The sequence below is a fragment of the Rummeliibacillus pycnus genome (genome assembly GCF_044359855.1).
Classification (GTDB): domain Bacteria; phylum Bacillota; class Bacilli; order Bacillales_A; family Planococcaceae; genus Rummeliibacillus; species Rummeliibacillus pycnus_A.
In genome coordinates, this window is the sequence record NZ_CP132291.1 from 3,272,441 (window position 1) to 3,292,123 (window position 19,683).

The 19,683-nt window shown below is 34.5% G+C and carries 16 protein-coding genes; 13 read left to right on the forward strand and 3 right to left on the reverse strand.

Going from position 1 to position 19,683, the window contains the following annotated elements:
• Positions 1–269 precede the first annotated feature (269 nt).
• Positions 270–1,610 carry a branched-chain amino acid transport system II carrier protein gene (gene brnQ / locus Q8X41_RS15965; protein WP_397537229.1) on the reverse strand — a complete coding sequence of 447 codons (1,341 nt, stop codon included), beginning with the start codon at positions 1,608–1,610 and terminating at the stop codon, positions 270–272.
• A 962-nt stretch (positions 1,611–2,572) separates the two neighbouring features.
• Here brnQ and Q8X41_RS15970 point away from each other — a divergent pair.
• Positions 2,573–3,610 (forward strand): glycosyltransferase family 4 protein, encoded by a 1,038-nt coding sequence (locus Q8X41_RS15970; protein WP_397537230.1) that lies wholly within the window; start codon positions 2,573–2,575, stop codon positions 3,608–3,610.
• A gap of 496 nt (positions 3,611–4,106) precedes the next feature.
• Here Q8X41_RS15970 and Q8X41_RS15975 read toward each other — a convergent pair whose 3' ends face one another.
• Complete coding sequence (locus Q8X41_RS15975) at positions 4,107–5,294, reverse strand: LCP family protein (RefSeq protein WP_397537231.1); 1,188 nt, start codon at positions 5,292–5,294, stop codon at positions 4,107–4,109.
• Positions 5,295–5,427: 133 nt separating this feature from the next.
• Positions 5,428–6,063, reverse strand: coding sequence for a YigZ family protein (locus Q8X41_RS15980; protein WP_397537232.1), 636 nt, complete (start codon positions 6,061–6,063; stop codon positions 5,428–5,430).
• Positions 6,064–6,480: 417 nt separating this feature from the next.
• On the opposite strand from Q8X41_RS15980, the gene Q8X41_RS15985 reads away from it, so the two are divergent.
• The 12 genes from Q8X41_RS15985 to flgL all read left to right on the forward strand — a co-directional run bounded on the left by Q8X41_RS15985 (position 6,481) and on the right by flgL (position 19,658).
• The gene (locus Q8X41_RS15985) at positions 6,481–7,635 is read left to right on the forward strand and encodes a sensor histidine kinase (RefSeq protein WP_397537233.1); all 1,155 of its coding nucleotides are present in this window, start codon (positions 6,481–6,483) and stop codon (positions 7,633–7,635) included.
• Between the two features lie 26 nt (positions 7,636–7,661).
• Positions 7,662–8,336, forward strand: a complete 675-nt coding sequence (locus Q8X41_RS15990) for a response regulator (RefSeq protein WP_397537234.1) — start codon at positions 7,662–7,664, stop codon at positions 8,334–8,336.
• A 556-nt stretch (positions 8,337–8,892) separates the two neighbouring features.
• Positions 8,893–9,552, forward strand: coding sequence for a nuclear transport factor 2 family protein (locus tag Q8X41_RS15995; protein ID WP_397537235.1), 660 nt, complete (start codon positions 8,893–8,895; stop codon positions 9,550–9,552).
• Positions 9,553–9,806: 254 nt separating this feature from the next.
• Entirely contained in the window at positions 9,807–10,649 is an 843-nt protein-coding gene (locus Q8X41_RS16000) for a DegV family protein (RefSeq protein ID WP_397537236.1), read from the forward strand.
• Positions 10,650–11,438: 789 nt separating this feature from the next.
• On the forward strand, positions 11,439–12,779 hold the full coding sequence (locus Q8X41_RS16005; RefSeq protein ID WP_397540289.1) for a DEAD/DEAH box helicase: 1,341 nt from the start codon (positions 11,439–11,441) through the stop codon (positions 12,777–12,779).
• Positions 12,779–13,420 (forward strand): ComF family protein, encoded by a 642-nt coding sequence (locus Q8X41_RS16010; RefSeq protein WP_397537237.1) that lies wholly within the window; start codon positions 12,779–12,781, stop codon positions 13,418–13,420. The genes Q8X41_RS16005 and Q8X41_RS16010 overlap by 1 nt, the downstream gene beginning before the upstream one ends.
• Before the next feature lie 204 nt (positions 13,421–13,624).
• Positions 13,625–14,041, forward strand: a complete 417-nt coding sequence (locus tag Q8X41_RS16015; protein WP_397537238.1) for a TIGR03826 family flagellar region protein — start codon at positions 13,625–13,627, stop codon at positions 14,039–14,041.
• Between the two features lie 178 nt (positions 14,042–14,219).
• Positions 14,220–14,483, forward strand: coding sequence for a flagellar biosynthesis anti-sigma factor FlgM (flgM, locus tag Q8X41_RS16020; protein ID WP_397537239.1), 264 nt, complete (start codon positions 14,220–14,222; stop codon positions 14,481–14,483).
• A gap of 18 nt (positions 14,484–14,501) precedes the next feature.
• The gene (locus tag Q8X41_RS16025) at positions 14,502–14,996 is read left to right on the forward strand and encodes a flagellar protein FlgN (RefSeq protein WP_397537240.1); all 495 of its coding nucleotides are present in this window, start codon (positions 14,502–14,504) and stop codon (positions 14,994–14,996) included.
• 292 nt (positions 14,997–15,288) lie between these two features.
• On the forward strand, positions 15,289–16,494 hold the full coding sequence (gene fliB / locus Q8X41_RS16030) for a flagellin lysine-N-methylase (protein WP_397537241.1): 1,206 nt from the start codon (positions 15,289–15,291) through the stop codon (positions 16,492–16,494).
• A 553-nt stretch (positions 16,495–17,047) separates the two neighbouring features.
• Positions 17,048–18,724: a flagellar hook-associated protein FlgK gene (gene flgK, locus Q8X41_RS16035; protein ID WP_397537242.1), complete on the forward strand. Its 1,677-nt coding sequence runs from the start codon at positions 17,048–17,050 to the stop codon at positions 18,722–18,724.
• A 13-nt stretch (positions 18,725–18,737) separates the two neighbouring features.
• Positions 18,738–19,658 carry a flagellar hook-associated protein FlgL gene (gene flgL, locus Q8X41_RS16040; RefSeq protein WP_397537243.1) on the forward strand — a complete coding sequence of 307 codons (921 nt, stop codon included), beginning with the start codon at positions 18,738–18,740 and terminating at the stop codon, positions 19,656–19,658.
• Positions 19,659–19,683: the final 25 nt, after the last annotated feature.

Genomic DNA, 19,683 nt, shown 5'->3' on the forward strand with positions numbered 1-19,683 from the left:
TGAATTCATCTAATTTGCGTATTAAATATATCACAAAACGAGATGAATTCAAGTGGTTGAACCAAAAAATGTATTTATTTTAGGAAATGGTTGCAAACGCTTACCTTAAACAGAAAATTATTAGGTTGGCGCAATGAATGTCGTAAACAACACTTAGCATGCTTTTGGGTTATTTCTAATTTATTTCACTATATCTGATGGCTTTTTCATTCATTTCAGCAAAAAAGACGATTAGAGTAAATCACTCTAATCGTCTTTTTTAAATCAAACTAATTTTCTTTTTTCGTAACTATAGTAATCACATAACCTATGATTGCACCAATGATTGCTGGAACTAACCAGCCAATGCCTGATGAATATAGAGGTAAATGACTAAGTAAAGCATCGTAAGCTTTGATGTCGATTACTTTCGCACCTTTTAATCCGTCATAGATACTAACTAGTCCAGTGAAGATTAATGCAACGATATAAACAGGACGTGCATCATTGAATAGGTTAGAAACTAGAATTAATATCATTAGTACGATAGCTAATGGATAGATCATGTTCAATACAGGACCTGAGACAGCTAACATTTTTTCAAGACCAAAATTAGAAATGACTGTACTGAAAATCGCGAAAATCCATACCCATGTTTTATATGAAAGTGCTGGAATAATTTTATGGAAGAATTCAGATGAAGCAGTCATTAAACCAATTGAAGTTGTAAGACATGCTAGCATAATTACAAGTGTCAGTAAATAATTCCCGAAGTCACCATATAAGACATAAGCTGATTTTGTAATAACATCTGATCCAGTACCGATAAAACCTATTGTTTTAACACTGGATGATCCAATATATCCAAGTGAGATATAAACAAGAGCAAGTCCAATAGCTGCAATAAAAGCTGCGAAGATTGTTGTTTTTACAACAGTTGGACGGTGGGTAATATTTTTACCTTTTAGAGCCTCAACGATTACAATACCGAAGATTAATGCAGCAAGGAAGTCCATTGTTTGATAACCTTGGATGAATCCTGAAGAGAATGCTTTGTGTAAGTAATCAGCTACAACTGTAACTTTTGCTTCACCATGACCAGCCATTGGAGTAACAATTGATTTAATTGCCAGTGCAGCAATGACGATTAATAGTGCTGGTGTTAGTATTTTACCTACACGGTCAATTAATTTACTTGGGTTCAATGCAAAGAACATTGTAATCCCGAAGAAAAGGATTGAGAAAATAACTAATGGCCAGCTACTTTCTAATAAAGCACCATGTAGATATGGTTTAACACCTAAATCGAATGAAACTGTACCAGTTCGTGGCATTGCAAAAAATGGTCCAATTGCAAGATAAATAATTGATGTGAAGATAATACCGAATGCCGGGCTAATACGACCAGCCATATCTTGAAGTTCACCACCAGATTTTGCAACGGTGATAACACCTAATAATGGAAGACCGACACCAGTAATTAAGAAACCAATTATAGCAACAGCAAAGTGTTCGCCGGATTCTTGTCCTAATTGTGGAGGGAAGATAATGTTTCCGGCACCCAGGAACAATGCAAAAAGCATGAACCCAACCGACACTTTTTCCCACAGAGGAAGATTTTGATTCTGCATAAAGAAGACTCCTTTAAAATGTACTTGCGTATAATCTCTGAAAGATTTTATGAAATTAGAACGCTAATTATAAAAGTGATTAAATATTCGTTGTTATCTGAAAATTCTAATTACAACGGTTGTAAAAAGTTACTTGAATAGATTAACATGAATATGTCAAGAATGGAACCTCAAATTGTGATGAAAAAGTGAAAACTTATACTAAAAGGGCATAATATTCTAAAATAAAAGAAAATTATGAACAAACTGATTATTAAGGGGGTATAAAGGATTATTAAGAGTTTGTAGATTCATATAAAGAACTTTATCTTTATGATAGATTGTTGCTGAAGAGAATTTTTACAGGTTTCAATGGGACAATATATCATTGCGAAACGGAGACAACTAAACTCTTTTTATGATTCATATGAAAAAATAATCGATAAACTTGATTTAGTTCAAGAAAAGAAATCACGTAGCTAAGGAAGAAAAAACAAATACAATAGAATTTATTGAACATCTAAACCATACGATAACAAGTAGAACTCCACATATTGAACATACAAACCAAATTTCTTTGGAAAATAAATCTACTGTTAAATAGTTTTCAGTTTTAATGGATGACTTACATAAGCAAACTCATGGTATGCACACATCAACTGAGAAATTCAGCTTGTCGTAAAACTAAAGTGATTGAAAATTCAAGGGAATGGATACATACTAAAAATGATTTATGATCTCCTGGCTGATTTGCCAGGAGATTTCTAATGAACTTGAAACAATTTAAGTCTTAAATACGTCATAGTAGAGGATAAAGAAAAAGTACGAACATAGTAATATGCTAAGAAATTAATTGAAACAGAGTGTTATTTTCCTGAAATCGTGCTATAATACTTCTTGTATTCGATGATGACTAGCATTTGAATGCGTTTTTTATTGCGCATTTATTAATATATGTAGAGTTTATAAGGAGGACGGGTAATATGAATTACCTAGCATTAGTTGTAGCCTTTGTCGCTTCAATTCTTTTGACTCCGCTTGTTAAACGACTCGCATACCGTATTGGTGCCGTCGATAAACCAAATTATCGTAAAGTGCATGCCCATATTATGCCTCGATTAGGCGGATTAGCTATCTTCCTAGCATTTCTTATAGGTGTAGTTGTTGCACGCCCTATGGATGAATCAATGATTGCAATCTTAATTGGAAGCTTTGTTATTATTGTGACAGGCGTCCTTGATGATATGCTTGAAATCTCTCCAAAAGCAAAATTGATTGGGCAAACAATTGCCGCTGTAATCGTTATTTTCTTTGGTGATGTTCGAATTGATTCTATTAATTTACCATTCGATGGCGAATTGAATTTCGGTTACTTAAGTATTCCATTAACTTTAATTTGGATAATTGGTATTACGAATGCGATTAACTTAATAGATGGATTAGATGGCCTTGCAGCTGGTGTTTCAACAATTTCATTGATCACGCTTGCTGGCATGGCGTTCATAATGAGTAACACATTTGTACTTGCAATGGCATTAATCCTTGCAGCTAGTACATGTGGTTTCTTATTCTATAATTTCCACCCTGCGAAAATTTTCATGGGTGACACCGGGGCATTATTCCTCGGATTTATGATTTCTGTTTTAGCATTACTCGGATTTAAAAACGTAACGTTTTTTTCTTTAGTAATTCCTATTATTATGTTAGGTGTTCCAATTTCAGATACATTCTTTGCTATTTTGCGTCGTTTGATAAACAAACAACCACCATTTAGCCCAGATAAATCTCACTTGCATCACCGTTTGATGAGTATTGGCTTTACACACCGCCAAACTGTATTAATCATTTATGGTATTGCTGCAATGTTCGGTTTAGCAGCAATCATCTTCTCAATGGCAAAACTTTGGGGAGCTATCCTTCTAATCACAGTAATATTAATATCAATCGAGTTATTCGTTGAAGTGATAGGACTAGCAGGAAACAATTATCGCCCATTGTTAAACTTAGTACGGAAGAAATAAAACTATATAACAATCAGAGTGAACTAAAAGATCCTTAGATAACGATCTTTTAGTGTCACTCTTTTTTATTTATAAATGAAATTTAGTATTGTAGTATTTATAATGTTGTACTTGCATAGGGATATAAATTGTTGAGGACGCAAATGCAATATAAAAAGTAGCAAGTAAACTGGTCAAAGTCGCAAATATATCATCGGAAATCGCAAGTAAAATGGTAGAATTCGCAAGTAAATTTCCCCTGCAATTTAATAATATGTCCGAAAATAAATTTCACTCAAAAATGAGTCGTAATTCAAACTTATAAAGAACCGAATAGATCGTAAGGATTTTATTATTCGTGAAAGAATAGAAAAGCGGTACCACGGATAAATGGAGAAATATCTTATTCAAATACAATTTGAAAGAACGAGATCATCTCACACCTACGGGTCAATCAGTCTCACATACAAATAAAAACAAAGGCATCTATCAGCAAAAGCTGTTAGATGCCTTTTTATTATTGGTTATTGTTCGAGTTATTATTCGAACTGTAATTTGAGTTATAGTTGCTACCAGAACCAGAGCCGCTATAGTTACTACTTGAACCTGATTTATAATCTGATCCATATCCATTACTATTGGTGTTTGTTGTATTGTTATTCGTGTTCGTTGTTGAGTTATTATTCGGATTTGTTTTTGATTTGTTAATTTCGTTTGCTGTAAGACCTAAATGTTTTTGCAGTGTTTGTTTAACCTCTGCAAGATTATTGTTATCTAGCTTGTAATAGTAAATACCAGTTGACATATCATCATAACCTTTTAAAGATAGGGAATCGACTTTTGGCATACCGTTCTTTAAGTAAGCAGCAAGTGATTTCATCTCACCGAATGTCATGTTGGTTTTCATATTGTTACCTACAGCAGCTAAAATATCATCGTATTTTGTAAGTGATGTAATAGAAGAAGCTTTTTTAATAATGGCTTCTAAAATCATTTGTTGGCGTTCGCCACGTTTAATGTCATTATCTTGATGGCGTGTACGTGCAAGAGCTAATGCTTCTCGACCATTTAATGTTTGCATTCCTGGTTTTAAGTTAACTGTACGTTTATCATTTTCATCAAGTTCATGCATTGCATACGGTACATTTACTTCGATTCCGCCAAGTGCATCTACAATTTGGATAAAAGAGTCGAAGTTTAAACGATAATAATAATCTACTGGAACGTTTAGTAGATTTTCAACTGTATCAATTGTCGCTTGAGTGCCACCGAACGCGTGAGCGTGTGTAATTTTATCATAATGACCTACATAAGGAATATACACATATGAATCTCGAGGAATACTTAATAATTTTACAGATTTATCTTTGTTGTTTAATGTTGCAAGCATAAGAGAATCTGAGCGTGAGTGGTCAGAACCTTGTTCCCTCTTTTCACTATCATCGATCCCAACAAATAAAATGGAAATATTGTCTTTTAAAGGCTCAACTTTTGCATCCCTTAATTCGGATTTAACGCGTGTATTATTTTTATCGAAAGCTTTATTTGCAGCTTTTTCGCCTTGCTTATATAGGTAGAAAGCATAAGCTCCAGTAGAAACAATCATTAAAGAAATCAATATTAAAAAGATTTTTAAAAACAAATGCTTCTTCTTTTTCTTAGGTACTTTTCTCTCCTTTTTTGCCTGTACTCTTGAATTTGTCATATATAATCTCCTCTAAATTAGGAATACTAATCTACATGTTGTATTGACGCTAACACAAAAATAAAGTTTCCGCTTTTTGTGCAACGAATTTAATTATACTATGAGGAATTAAATCAGTAAAATGAAATTTAGGTTATATTCTGTCAAATTCCAGAAATATCTTGTCGACACATGTAATAATAGCTTGCCCATTTGTTATTTCGGTAAGCCATTCCATGAACTTAGAGTCTTCCTCTTTTGGAACAAAGACATAAATTTCCACATGACCTGCATAGTTTATGTCCCTTATAATATAGGAAGAGTTTCGAATTTCATTTTCAAGTTTCCCTAACCAAACATATTCGACATCAATCTTCATAAGATGATGGACTCTACGTTCAACAATACCAGAAGCATCAATTCCAGATGTAGTGGCCTTACCATAAGCACGGACTAATCCTCCTGCACCTAATTTAATGCCCCCGAAGTATCGAGTGATAACAACTACAGTATCCTGTAAATGTTGTTTTTTTAGCACTTCTAAAATGGGCACTCCAGCTGTTCCACTTGGTTCACCATCATCATTTGCTTTCTGGATTTGGTCGTGTTCTCCAATTAGGTATGCAGAACAATTATGAGTAGCCGAGGAATGTTCTTTTTTTATGGATTGAATAAATTCTATAGCTTCTTGTTCGGATTCCACTCTTTTGCAGTTAGCGATAAATCTGGATTTGGATATTACTATTTCACTGGTTTCAGTACTTTTTAGTGTTAAATAATTTTTTCGCATGTTACACTCCTCATTAAATAGGTATTCCCTAATGAAACCTTTGACATCTTCTTGACATCAAAAATTAATAGTCATAGGACTGACTAATGATATAATAATGACTGGGGTACAGTAGGAAAGGTGTAGGTTTGATATTTATTTAATAAAATCAATTCCATAATGCAAGATTTATACGAAATATACGAACGTTTTTAGTGATATCCAATTTTGTTCATTGCAACGCTTTCGACGGCGAGTTCTCGAAATGTATTCGCATTTTCTTTGTGCGATGCTAATTCAATGAGGTTACTAGTCCTACGGAAAAAGCTTGAGCTGAGATGTTGAAATGTTCGTATTTAACCGAAAATGGATTTATGAAATTGATTCAATAGTGTATTATTTATTTTAAATGTAGCACAAAATGTAAGGGTGATGTAAATGTTAAATGATAAAGTTGATTTGAAATCATTAGATTTGGTTTTCAATCGAATGGTTAAAATGATTGATGAATCGAAAAATGACATCTTTACGATCAGTGAACAAAGCCGAAGAACATTTGAAGAGATGAAACTTGAACTAGAAGAAGTTCGTTCTAACATAGAGAATGTAATATCCGAAAATGATGTACTCGAAGCTAAGTCAAGACTTTCAAGAAGTCGTTTAGCAGAAGTATCAAAGAATTTTAAAATATTTTCGGAAGAAGAAATTCACAAAGCCTACGATCAAGCAAATAAAATACAAATTCGCTATTCAATTCTTCAAGCTGAAGAAAAACAATTACGAGAAAAACGAGATGATTTAGAAAGACGAATGCGCAGTCTACTTGATACAATTGAAAGAGCGGATCATTTAGTAAACCAAGTAAATGTTGTTTTAAACTATTTAACGTTCGATCTTAAGCATATTGGTCCAGCACTTGAGAATGCTAAGATGAAAGAAGATTATACGATTAAAATCATTGAGGCAACGGAAGAAGAAAGAAAACGTATCTCAAGAGAAATACATGATGGCCCTGCTCAAATGCTCGCGAATGTATTATTACGTACAGATTTAATCAATCGCACATATGAAGAGCGTGGTGTTGAACAAGCTATAAAGGAATTATCATCACTAAAAGATATGGTACGAGATGCGTTACATGAAGTTCGACGTATTATCTATGATTTGCGACCTATGGCACTAGATGATTTAGGAATCGTACCAACTTTGAAAAAATATTTGAAGTCAGTAGAAGAATACAACGAAGGAACTATAGTTCATTTTAATTCGATAGGTGAACAAGTCCGTATAGGTACAAATTATGAGGTTGCTGTCTTCAGATTGGTTCAGGAATGTGTCAATAATTCACTTAAACATGGTAAATCACGCGATATATGGATAAACTTTGAGTGGCGAAAAGAACACTTCAATATTACTATTAAGGACAATGGTATAGGGTTCGATACAAATATTGTAAAAAAGAATTCCTTTGGATTAATCGGTATGCGTGAAAGAGTCGAATTATTAAACGGAGATATGAATTTAACATCTGCTGAAAAACAAGGTACACGAATTATGTTTAAAATCCCCGTAAATCAAGATGAGAAAAAATAAGGGACCAATTTTAGGAGGAAATATTAATGACAAAAATTATTATTGTAGATGATCACCAATTATTCCGTGAAGGTGTTAAACGAATTTTAGATTTTGAAGATACTTTTGATGTAGTAGCAGAAGGCGATGACGGTGTAGATGTCGTTAATCTATATGAAGAATTCCAACCAGATGTGGTATTAATGGATATCAATATGCCGCAAAAGAATGGTGTCGAAGCTACTTCAGATCTATTAGAAAAGTATCCTGATGCAAAAGTGATTATGCTTTCTATCCATGATGATGAATCATATGTTTCACATGCATTAAAATCTGGTGCACTTGGCTATATGTTAAAAGAAATGGATGCAGATGAAATCGTCGATGCCATTAAAATTGTAGCATCTGGTGGTTCATACCTACATCCAAAGGTAACACGTAATTTAGTAGCAGAATATCGCCGTTTAAGTGAACGTGAAAACAAAGGATCTTTCCATCAAACAGAGATTCGCCGACCTTTCCACCTACTTACAAAACGTGAATGTGAAGTTCTTCAACTTTTAACGGATGGACAAAGTAACAGAGCAATCGGTGAAACATTATACATCTCTGAAAAAACCGTAAAAAATCACGTATCAAGCATTCTTCAAAAAATGAATGTAAACGACCGTACACAAGCAGTTGTAACAGCGATTAAAAACGGCTGGGTAGAAGTTCGATAATCATAAAAGATTAGTAATAAACGAATTCGTATAAGGCTAGGGTGACTGGGAATACAACAGTTGCTCTAGCCTTTTTCACTATTTAGATAGTGGAAAAATGTTTAATATTAAAGTGCTGGTAATTTTCTTCGTTGTTGACTTATATAAGTGAAATCTGAGGTGGAAATACGTAGACTCCTGCGGGAAAGCGAATCAGAGAGACCTCACCGCGAAATTTTTCTGCGACGAAGCTAGCACAGCGAGTGGGATCAACGGTTTGCCCACGGAAAACAAAGCCATTTTCACGTTTATCAACAGTGTAGTTTAATATAGTCCAAATTAAAAATGGCAAAATAATGACATGTTCTACTAGAAAGTAACTTTAAATGACATATAAATAGATTCTGGATTATACTAATTGAGTATGTCTTACAAGAATTCTAAAAACGGCATAAGCGGTACATATTAGAAACTTATCTATAGCGATTACGTCTTAATAATTATTGAGATTACAGACATTATGAATATTTAGAAATTTGGGTATTCTAATCCCAAGAAGAATGTAGGAGGGGTTTAAATGGTTTTTAAAAAGTTAGCACTTGTCGGGATTTGTGCTTTAATGTTAGCAGCTTGTGGAAACAATGAAAGTGCTAAAGAAAGTAGTTCTGGTTCTACAAAAGATAGCGATTATACATCACAAAATAATTCGATTAATCATGGTATACCAGATACACAACAAAGCAATGCAGAATCTACACAAGATTCGACAAAATCTAGCAAAGAACAAACATCACCCGATTCATCTACTTCCAATAAGGATGACCAAGTAGGCTTCGAAATAAATTCAGATGGTAAAGTCGAAGAAGCAAAATCTATTCCGAATGAAGAAAAGAAAGCAATCATTGCTGCTTTCAACGAAAATATAGATGCATTCAACGCTAAAGACATTAATCGTTACGCAGCAACAATTTCTGAAAAACCAAAAGGCTTCAATCGCCAAGAAGACATTGATTATGCAAAACAAGTCTTCAAAGATTATGACGCAAAACGAATAGCCAAAAATGTAACAATCAAAAAATACAAACAAGATTATGCAGAGGTATTTGCAAATGTCAAAGTTTTTATGAAACAAGATAACAACTCATTTTCTCAACCGACAAATCAGGTATCAGTAATGGTCAAAGAAAATGGTAAATGGGTTATTTCAGCAATTTATGTAATGGGAACAAAAGAATAGGTAATTTATTAAGAGGATGCAAGGGGTTTACCTTTGCATTCTTTTTTATCCCGTATTAACGGACAGTAAGACCCCCACCGCAAGATTGAGAGAGAAGTGAAGAAGATATGTAGGGGATGAAGAAAATCCCCACTGATGGAAGTTTCACTTTATTGAAATTTGACCTAAAATAGAAAATAAGAATATTTTTTATTTAACATTGATAGAAATATATTATAAAATGAATAAATTAGTTAGGAGAGTGAAATTCGTTTATGAGAACAGCAATTGTAACAGATAGTACAGCCTATTTGTCCGAAGCTGAACAACAACAATACAACATACAAGTTGTACCTCTTAGTGTAACTTTCGATCAAGAATCATATGCTGAAGGCGTCGATATAGATGTTACTACTTTTTATAATAAAGTCAGGGTCGCAAAAGAGCTTCCTAAAACCTCACAGCCACCGATTGGCGAGTTTGTTACTTTATTTGAAAAGCTAGCAAAAGACTATGATGAAATTGTAACGATTCATTTATCAAGCGGTATTAGTGGTACATATCAGGGAGCAGTCCAAGCTGGAGAAATGGTCGATGGTATCGACGTCTACGGATTTGACAGTGAAATTGCTTGTGCAGTCCAAGGTTTCTATGTAATAGAAGCAGGGAAAATGGCTCAAGCTGGCGCTTCAGCAAAAGAAATCATCGATAAACTAGATGAGATGAAAAAAACAATTCGCGCATACTTTATGGTAGATGATCTATCGCATTTGCAACGAGGTGGACGACTTTCTGCTGCATCTGCATTGATTGGGGGCTTGCTTCAAGTCAAACCTCTACTGCATTTCCAAGACAAAGTTATCGTACCATTTGAAAAAATTCGCACACGTAAACGCGCTCTAAAACGAGTTGAAGATTTATTAGGTGAAGACGTAGCAGTACATCCAAATATCGAAGCAGTTGTTATCCATGGAAACTGTGAAGCTGAAGGAAAAGAATGGCTAGCTACGCTTAGTGAAAAATATCCGACTGTACACTTCGAACTAAGCTACTTCGGCCCAGTCATCGGTACCCACCTAGGTGAAGGTTCTATGGGACTTGGATGGTATAGAAAATAGGTTTATATGAAAAATGTATCTCACCAGATTTCTTGGTGAGATTTTTTTTGCGACAAGATTATGGATAATAGATTGAAATATTGTCGGGAATAATGAGAGCATTTAGTCATTTCACGGGTTTTGAAGACGTAAATTGCTGAGAACGCGAATACAATTTCAAAAGTCGCAAGTAAAACAGTCATTTTCGCAAGTAAACAGATAAAAAGCGCAAGTAAAAAAAGATCCCTAATGTCTTCATCGTCCGCGGCAGGATTAAAATAATATGACCTAAAATACAGCCGCGAATAATAGGAGAATTTAGTAGTTTTCATTGGTTTCGGACGTAATTTGCTGAGAATGCGAATACAATTTCAAAAGTTGCAAGTAATTTGGCCGAAGTCGCAAGTATTTCACCCAATTACGCAAGTATTATTTTTCCTGAATGCAGAGAGTAGTATGAAAAAAATTCTAGTACCACTAATCTATAAAAAAAGAATATAAATGGTCTTTCCATTATCCGCGGCAGAATCTAGAGTAATATGACACAGGCTCCATTCGCGAACAATAAGAGCAATTAATCTTTTGCTCTAATAAGTTCAAGAAAGTCATCCTATAAAAGCAACTTGCAATATCACTCCAGAATCTGTAAACTAAACCCAATCCAACCCCAGAATTTGGAGGAAACAATTGCACTTTACACTAAACAAAACAAAATTACCCCATAAACTTTCTTTCCAACATAATCTTATTAACTTTCAACTTCGTGACTTTCTAACAGGTCGGTTATGGCTTCGTGATCATTCTCCATTCATGGAAGAAACTATCAACAAACATATACAAATGGGATACATTCAAACGATTCCAGGTGTACAATCAATCAACTTAACTAAAAAGCTATTCCCGAATAACAAATATATTTGCAATCGCTGTCAAAATCAGAATGCAGAATTTTTTGCGTTTTTTAATTGTGCCAATTGCGAGCGGATTTGTGTATATTGCCGACATTGTATCAACATGGGGAGAGTGAGCAGTTGTTCAGATTTGATGATATGGTCAGGGCCGCAGTCCAAACTAATTCTACCGAACCATACAAGATTCAACAGTTCTTGCATTTTTCAATGGAATGGCACATTCACACCTCAACAAAAGAAGGCTTCAGAGGAATTAATAGAAAGTGTCAAAATGAATCGATCCCATTTGACCCATGCAGTATGCGGAGCAGGGAAAACCGAAATACTTTTCCCTGCAATAGCAGAAAGTCTAAAGCAAAAAAAACGAGTCTGTGTAGCGACACCGCGAACGGATGTTGTGCTCGAACTTGCTCCACGTATTCAAAAAGTATTTCCAAATACTTTTGTGCAAGCATTATATGGTGGAGCGACGGTTGAAAAACGCTATTCTCCACTAATTATTGCAACGACTCATCAGCTTTATCGATTTGAAGAAGCATTTGATATCGTCATTGTCGATGAAGCAGATGCCTTCCCATATACATTTGACGAAACGTTGCAACAAGCTGTTAATAAAGCGAAGAAAAAAGAAGCACCAATATTATTTGTAACTGCAACTCCATCTGATGAATTAATTGAAAAAGTAAAGAAAGTAATGGGTGGATATTCTTTTATTCCTAGAAGATTTCATGGTCACCATCTACCGGTGCCACGCTATGCCACACTTTTTAATTACCAAAAACATATTACTAAAGGAAAGATTCCAAAAAAATTGCAGGATTGGACAAACACCCGGCTCACCAACAAAGAGCCGTTTCTCATATTTTTCCCAACAATCGAGCTAATGGAGAAAGCAATACCGCTATTTCAAAAATTGCATCCACAAATTGAAGCGGTTCACGCAGAGGATCCTGATCGCAAAGAAAAGGTACTCGCACTTCGTGAGAAAAAGGTTCCGGGTCTTCTAACAACAACAATTCTAGAACGAGGAATCACCATTCCAAAGGTACAAGTAGCAGTAGTTGGAGCTGAAAGTGGAATTTTCACAGTGAGCGCACTAATTCAAATCGGTGGTCGTGTTGGGCGCTCGGCAGATTGCCCAACAGGGGATTTAGTATTTTTTCACCATGGCATTACGCTTGAAATGGATGGGGCACGGAAAGAGATCATAAAACTTAATCAAATGGAGGTGCTGACATAATGCTGACTAGCAGAAACCTAGATAGAGTAGCAACAAAAGTTGTGACACATTGCTATCTATGCAGCACGCAACTCCAAAATAAACTCACTTGGAGCAGACTTCTTACCCAAATCGTTGAACCAGTTATTTGCGAAAAATGCATGCAGAAATTTGAACGTGTAACACTCGAGCAGCAAAAATATGAGGATGTCACAGCGCTTTATCACTATAACGAATCGATGAAGGACTTCCTACATCAATATAAATTTTTTAAGGATGTTGTATTGTCCGAAGTTTTCTGTGCACAAATTCACAACTACTTAAGGGATAAACAAGCAATTATCGTACCAATTCCGATGCATCCCGAAAAATTAAAACAACGTACATTTGCGCATATCGATGAAATACTTAATGCAGCGAATATCCCCTATACACATTTGCTTGAGAAAAAGTCGCCGATCACTCAATCAAGTAAATCGAAAGTAGAGAGGGAACAATCAGAGCAACTTTTCAATCTGAAACCGCATTCCATAATCGAAGCTGTACACTATATATTAGTAGACGATATAGTGACAACAGGTACCACACTAAAACATGCGAAATCATTATTACTAGAAGCAGGTGCCAAAAAGGTTACAGCCTTTACACTAATTCAAGGATAGATACAACAAACAGTAATGATAAATAGAGTAATGAAAAGTACCCGAAAAAAACACTGAAACTCACACATTAAGTATCCAAGGTCCTATATATTTGTTATGATGTAATCAGAAAAAAGTTTACTGATATTACACTTATAAAATATTGCTTCATTATGTCGACAATATGAATATACGTAAATGAAAATAGAGATGGAGGTACTATAAATGGGGGAGTTACGAAATTGTCCGAAATGTGGAAGTTTCTATAACTATACTGGTGTTAGAGAAGTTTGCCCGAAATGTGCTCAAGAAGAAGAGCAAATGTACGAAGTTGTGTACCGCTTTTTGCGTAGAAGAGAGAACCGTGCAGCTACAGTAGATCGAATTGTTGAAGCAACAGGAGTAGAAAAAGAACTATTATATAAATGGGTACGAAAAAATAGATTACAACCTGCCCTATTTCCTAACTTAGGCTATCCATGTGATAACTGTGGTCACCTAACTAATCAAGGGAAATTATGTGATGATTGTACCGAAGAGCTGAAATCGAATCTAAATAAATTCGAAGCGGGACGCGAATTCCGAAAGAATATAGAAGAAAATAACAAAGCAACATATTTAGCCGAACGTCGAAAAAAATAAAAGTCCTAAGTCTCCATGCATAGTATTTGCATGGAGATTTATTTTTGAAAGGAAAAAAGCACTATTACGATTTTTAATCACTAGTATGTCTTTCGCTTTTCTTCTATTTTGCTTAACTTAACTTAAACTTATCCGAAATAATGTGTAGACAAGGAACGAATGAGAGGAGGTCATAGAGATGAAAATCTATAACTACGGTGTAAATAAGGTAAACCCTTATCAAAACCAATCGCTGAAAACAGAGCAAGTAAAGAAAAACACACTTAATGTAACAGACCAACTAGAAATTTCTTCAGCTGCAAAGGACCTTCAAGGGATTAAAAGTTTTGCTGATGAAAGAGCTGAGCGTGTTCAGCAACTTAAAGAACAGGTCCAATCTGGTAATTATAAAGTAGATGCGCAAAAGCTTGCATCAGATATCTTGAAATATCACCGCCGATAAGAAAAAGGAGTATAAGACATGTCGATTGATCCACTACTATCCATCATGGATAAACTCGAAAAAATGCATAAGAGTCTGCTCAAGCTTGCGTACCACAAAACAGAGCTGATTAAAGTTGGAGACATGGCTGGACTCGATCAAATGCTCAAGGATGAGCAAGCGCATGTAGCTGCGATTTCACAGCTCGAGCAACAACGCCAGAAGATGGTAACGGATTACCTAGGAGCTAAGGGGATTGCTCTATCTGGCCAAGCTACAGTTGCCGATGTAATGGAAGCAGCTGATACGCATGAAGAAAAGGCAAAGGTAGACGAAGTAAGAAAAAGACTATTACTTACTATCGAATCTTTAAAAAAACAAAACGATTTAAATCAAAAAATGATTTTCCAATCACTACAATTCGTGAATATGACATTAGATTTACTAAGACCACAACCTGATCAGATTAATTACTCCAAAACAGAAGCGCGTGGCAGTAAAATGCAGCAAACGCATTTTGACTCACAAGCTTAAAAGTACCTTCTATTTAAAGGTGTTTCAGACTGTAGACAAAGTCAATTTTTTCGACTTTGTCTATTATTTTAGAAAAAAATTCTACCGAATAGATAGGCATCAAATTTTAAAAGTCAACTGTAATTAAACAAATATTATTTCAAATATTAATTTTTAAGAATATCATAATTCACCCAATTGTAATTATTGACTGTACCTTTTGTAATAAAACACTATACATAATAGTGTTTTTGTACCGTAATTAATAATAGATTATATGATACAATATTCTTAATGAAAGGAGTCTTTTTAAATGACACAAAAATTAAAACATCATTTAATTCCTACTTATTATAATGAATTTAAATGTATCGGTGGTTCATGTGAAGATACATGTTGTGGTGGTTGGAGAATTGATATTGATAAAAAATCATTTAAGTCATATAAAAACGAAAGAAGCTCAGCTATAAAAAATGACTTACAAAAAAGTATTCTTCGAAATAAAAAACAGGATGCTATTGAAGCTAACTACGGTTACTTTAAACTTGATGAAGAAAATAAATGTTCAATGTTAACTGAAGAAGGACTATGTGGGGTACAAAAAGAACTAGGCGAACAAGCTTTATGTAATACTTGCAAAATTTATCCAAGATTAATCCATGAAGTTAATAGCGTAGTTGAAAAATCTTTAACACTTTCTTGTCCAGAGGCAGCACGGGTAATGTTGAATCGCCCCAATGGGATAGATTTTGTTGAAGAAGAAGCAATTGAATCAATTAAACCGAATCAAAAGATTATGCATACCCCTGAAGAAAATGAAATATTTTGGAAAATACGAATTTTTATGATTGATACTTTGCAAAATCGTAATTATTCTTTAGAAACCAGATTATTACTTATTTCGATGTTTATTCAAAAATACTCAGAATTGGAACAGATCAATACATCAAATGTGGACACATTAATCTCTAGATATAGTAATTATTTAAAAGATAATTCACTCGAGAAAGCTTTCTCGAATATTAAAGTCCTACATTCTACTCAATTACTATTCGCATTACCATTACTTAATTATGAAACAACATCTAGTAGATACAACAATTTAGTCCAAGCTATCAAAGAATCTTTTGAAATAAAAGACAATTCCTTATCTGAAGAATCGGTTAATATTTACAAAGAAACACTCAACAAACATTATAAAAATTTCTCCGATACATATGGTTATATTCTAGAAAACTACTTAGTAAATTCTATATATGAGCAAATTAAAATGCCGGACAATAAATATCTTTTAGATAAGTTTACTTCTATTTGCGTAAACTTCACTTTAATTAGACTATTTATTCTGGGGTATGGTAAATCGCAAGGTGAATTTAATCTAGATTTAGTATTATATTGTATTCAAAGTTTTTCAAAAAAATTAGTCCACAATTCTGAATATAAAACTCAAATAAGCACAATTTTACAAAAAGATACATCTTCTATTCTTTCGCAAATTACAAGTTTTATTCATATCTAAAAACAAATCAAAAAAGGTATTAAGTACATCCTTATACCTGACCGTAGACAAACTCGAAATTTCGAGTTTGTCTACGGTCTTTTTTTATTAAAATATTATTAATATCTTTGGTATAGAGTAAGTTGATTTCCGTTTTGGCTCCAGTCAAGAGGTTTTGAGAAATATTTGATTGAAGAAATTATTATTTTTGAGAGGAAGGGTTCCCCTTCCTCTCAAAAAAATTTCGCATATCCAAAAAATTAACGAAATTTCTTTTTTTCGCTTGGTCAAATGCGTAAAAGAACTAAAAGAGTGTTCTATCTATCAATTAGTCGATAGAACACCTAAAAATCTATAAAAGGTCCAAAAGGTATTCAGAATGAGACCATTCTGAATGCCTATTGTCGACAATCTGAAGCACCTTATTAATGGTGCTTTTTTTCTGAATAAATATAGGATTGTTGATTAATTGTAGATTCCTTCTTCAAAATTACCAATAACATCCGATTAAAATATATATAAAACGAATTTAATAGACAACTGCACATCGCAGCTATACATAGGAGGTAAAAGAATGGGCTCCACATTTATGGGACTGGAAACAAGTAAGCGTGGCCTTACTACTCAGCAAAGCGCTCTTTATACTGTAGGGCATAATATTGCAAATGCAAACACACTAGGTTATTCAAGACAACGTGTCAACATGGAAGCAACTATGGGATTTCCAGGTGTTGGAATGAACGCACCTAAAATTCCAGGTTTTTTAGGTACGGGTGTTCAAGCAGGATCGGTTCAGCGTATCCGTGATCAATTTGTCGATAATCAATACCGTCAAGAAACAACAAAACTAGGTTACTGGTCAGCAAAATCAGATGCCGTATCTCAAATGGAAGATATTTTATCAGAACCTTCCGCATACGGTTTGAACACTGCATTCGATAATTTCTATAAATCATTACAAGACTTAAGTCCAGACCCAAAGAATCCAGCATCTCGAGCAGTAGTAGCACAACGTGGTGAACACTTAGCAGATTCGTTTAACTACCTTAGTAAACAACTAACACAAATCCAAGGGAATCTCAAAAATGAAATAAGTGTAGAGTCCAATAAAGTAAACTCAATTATTCAACAAATCGCTGCATTAAACCAACAAATAGGTAACGTCGAGCCAAACGGTTATCTACCAAACGACTTGTATGATGCACGTGGTAATCTTCTAGATCAGCTTTCTGAATATTTCAATGTTACTGTTGATTACACACCTTCAGGTGGTAATGCACTTGATATTGCAGAAGGCTCTATGAATGTCTACATCAAACTAGATGATGGCTCTAAAGTACAAATAGTAAACAAAAACCAAGGAGCTACACTTACTGCGAATGGATATAACCCAGTAGTAGATCCTACAACGAAAGAAATTACTTCATATACTCATGGCTCTTTTGACAAATCGGATACCTATACTGCCTTTACGGATTTTACTATTGAAATGGGAGGTACTACTTCTACCATTACTTATGATCAATTTGATAACATTGGCTCAGGTAAAATGGCTTCTGTGATTAATTCTTACGGTTATGCAACTCAAACAACTGACACATGGGATTCTGGTGCAAAAGCATGGAAAGATACTGTTGATGTTACTGCAGGGGGAAATGTGTTATCGGATGGAGTATACCCAGATAAATTGGAAGAATTGAATCTATTGGCAAGAGAGTTTGCGAAGGAATTTAACAATATTCATAAGGCAGGCTTTACATTGGCAAAAGATGGCACACCATCTGAAAGTGGGGAAAATTTCTTTACGGATGGTAATGGCAGTAAGAATGATGCAACCATTACTGCAGCCAATATTAAAGTGAATGCTGATATTTTAAAAGATTTAAATAAAATTGCAGCTTCCACAGAGCCAGGTGAAGAAGGAAACGGTAAAAACGCCATTGCTTTATCTAATTTAAAAACAACAACAATTAAAGGTTTAAATAATGCATCAGCACAAACTTATTATCAAGGGGTCATCGGTAACTTAGGGGTCTTAGGCGAAGAAGCATCAACTATGACATACTCTTCAACAACGACTCAGTTAAATATTAGCAATAGACGTGCATCAGTCAGCTCTGTATCGTTAGATGAAGAAATGACGAATATGATTACATTCCAGCAAGCATACAATGCTTCTGCTCGTATGATCACAGTAGTAGACGAAACACTAGACAAAATCATCAACGGCATGGGCCGTGTAGGTTTATAGGAGGTAACTAATAATGCGTGTAACTCAATCAATGCTTTCAAACAACCTGCTTCGTAACTTAAACACAAGTAATAGCAAAATGGGCAAATTACAAGAACAGCTTTCATCCGGCTCCAAACTAACTCGCCCTTCAGATGATCCGGTTGCTACAGTTAAGGGCATGGGTTATCGAACAACTTTAGACAAAAATAGCCAATTCACTCGTAATATGAATGAAGTGAATAGTTGGTTAGATGCATCTGATGACGCTATGGGACAAGTAGGGGGCGCATTAAAACGTGTACAAGAAATTGTAACGCAAGCTGCTAATGATACGAATACGGATGAAGATCGAGAAAAAATAAAAGCAGAAATCGACCAAATACGTCAACAATTACGTGATGTGGCAAATACCCAAATTGGTGATAAGTATATATTTAGTGGAACAAAGACGTTGGATCCGTTATTTACAAGTTCATCTGCTAATAGTTCCGCAGGAGATACAAATATCACGTTAAATGGAAATTCAAAAAGTGTATCAGTAGAAGTTTATGATGGAGTCACTCTTGACGTAAATGTGGATGGAAAAACACTTTTCTCCAAGATCGATAATTTAATGGAAAAAGTGCAATCAGCTTTACAAGATACAGATGCATTAAATGCAGGAACTACATCAGGTACTGTCATTGGGAATTTACTTGGTGATATTTCAAAAGGACAAGAGGATGTTTTAACAGTTCGTGCTACAGTTGGTGCAAAACAAAATCGTGTAGATATGATGACAGATCGTTTAAGCTCTCAAAAAATCAGTGTTACAAAACAAATGTCTAATAACGAAGATGTAGATTATGAGGAATCTATCACAAATCTAATTACTGAAGATTCCATCCATCGTGCAGCACTATCAGTAGGTGGTAAAATCATTCAACCAACATTAGTAGATTTCATTAGATAATGCTTATTGTAATCTTTTATCAAAA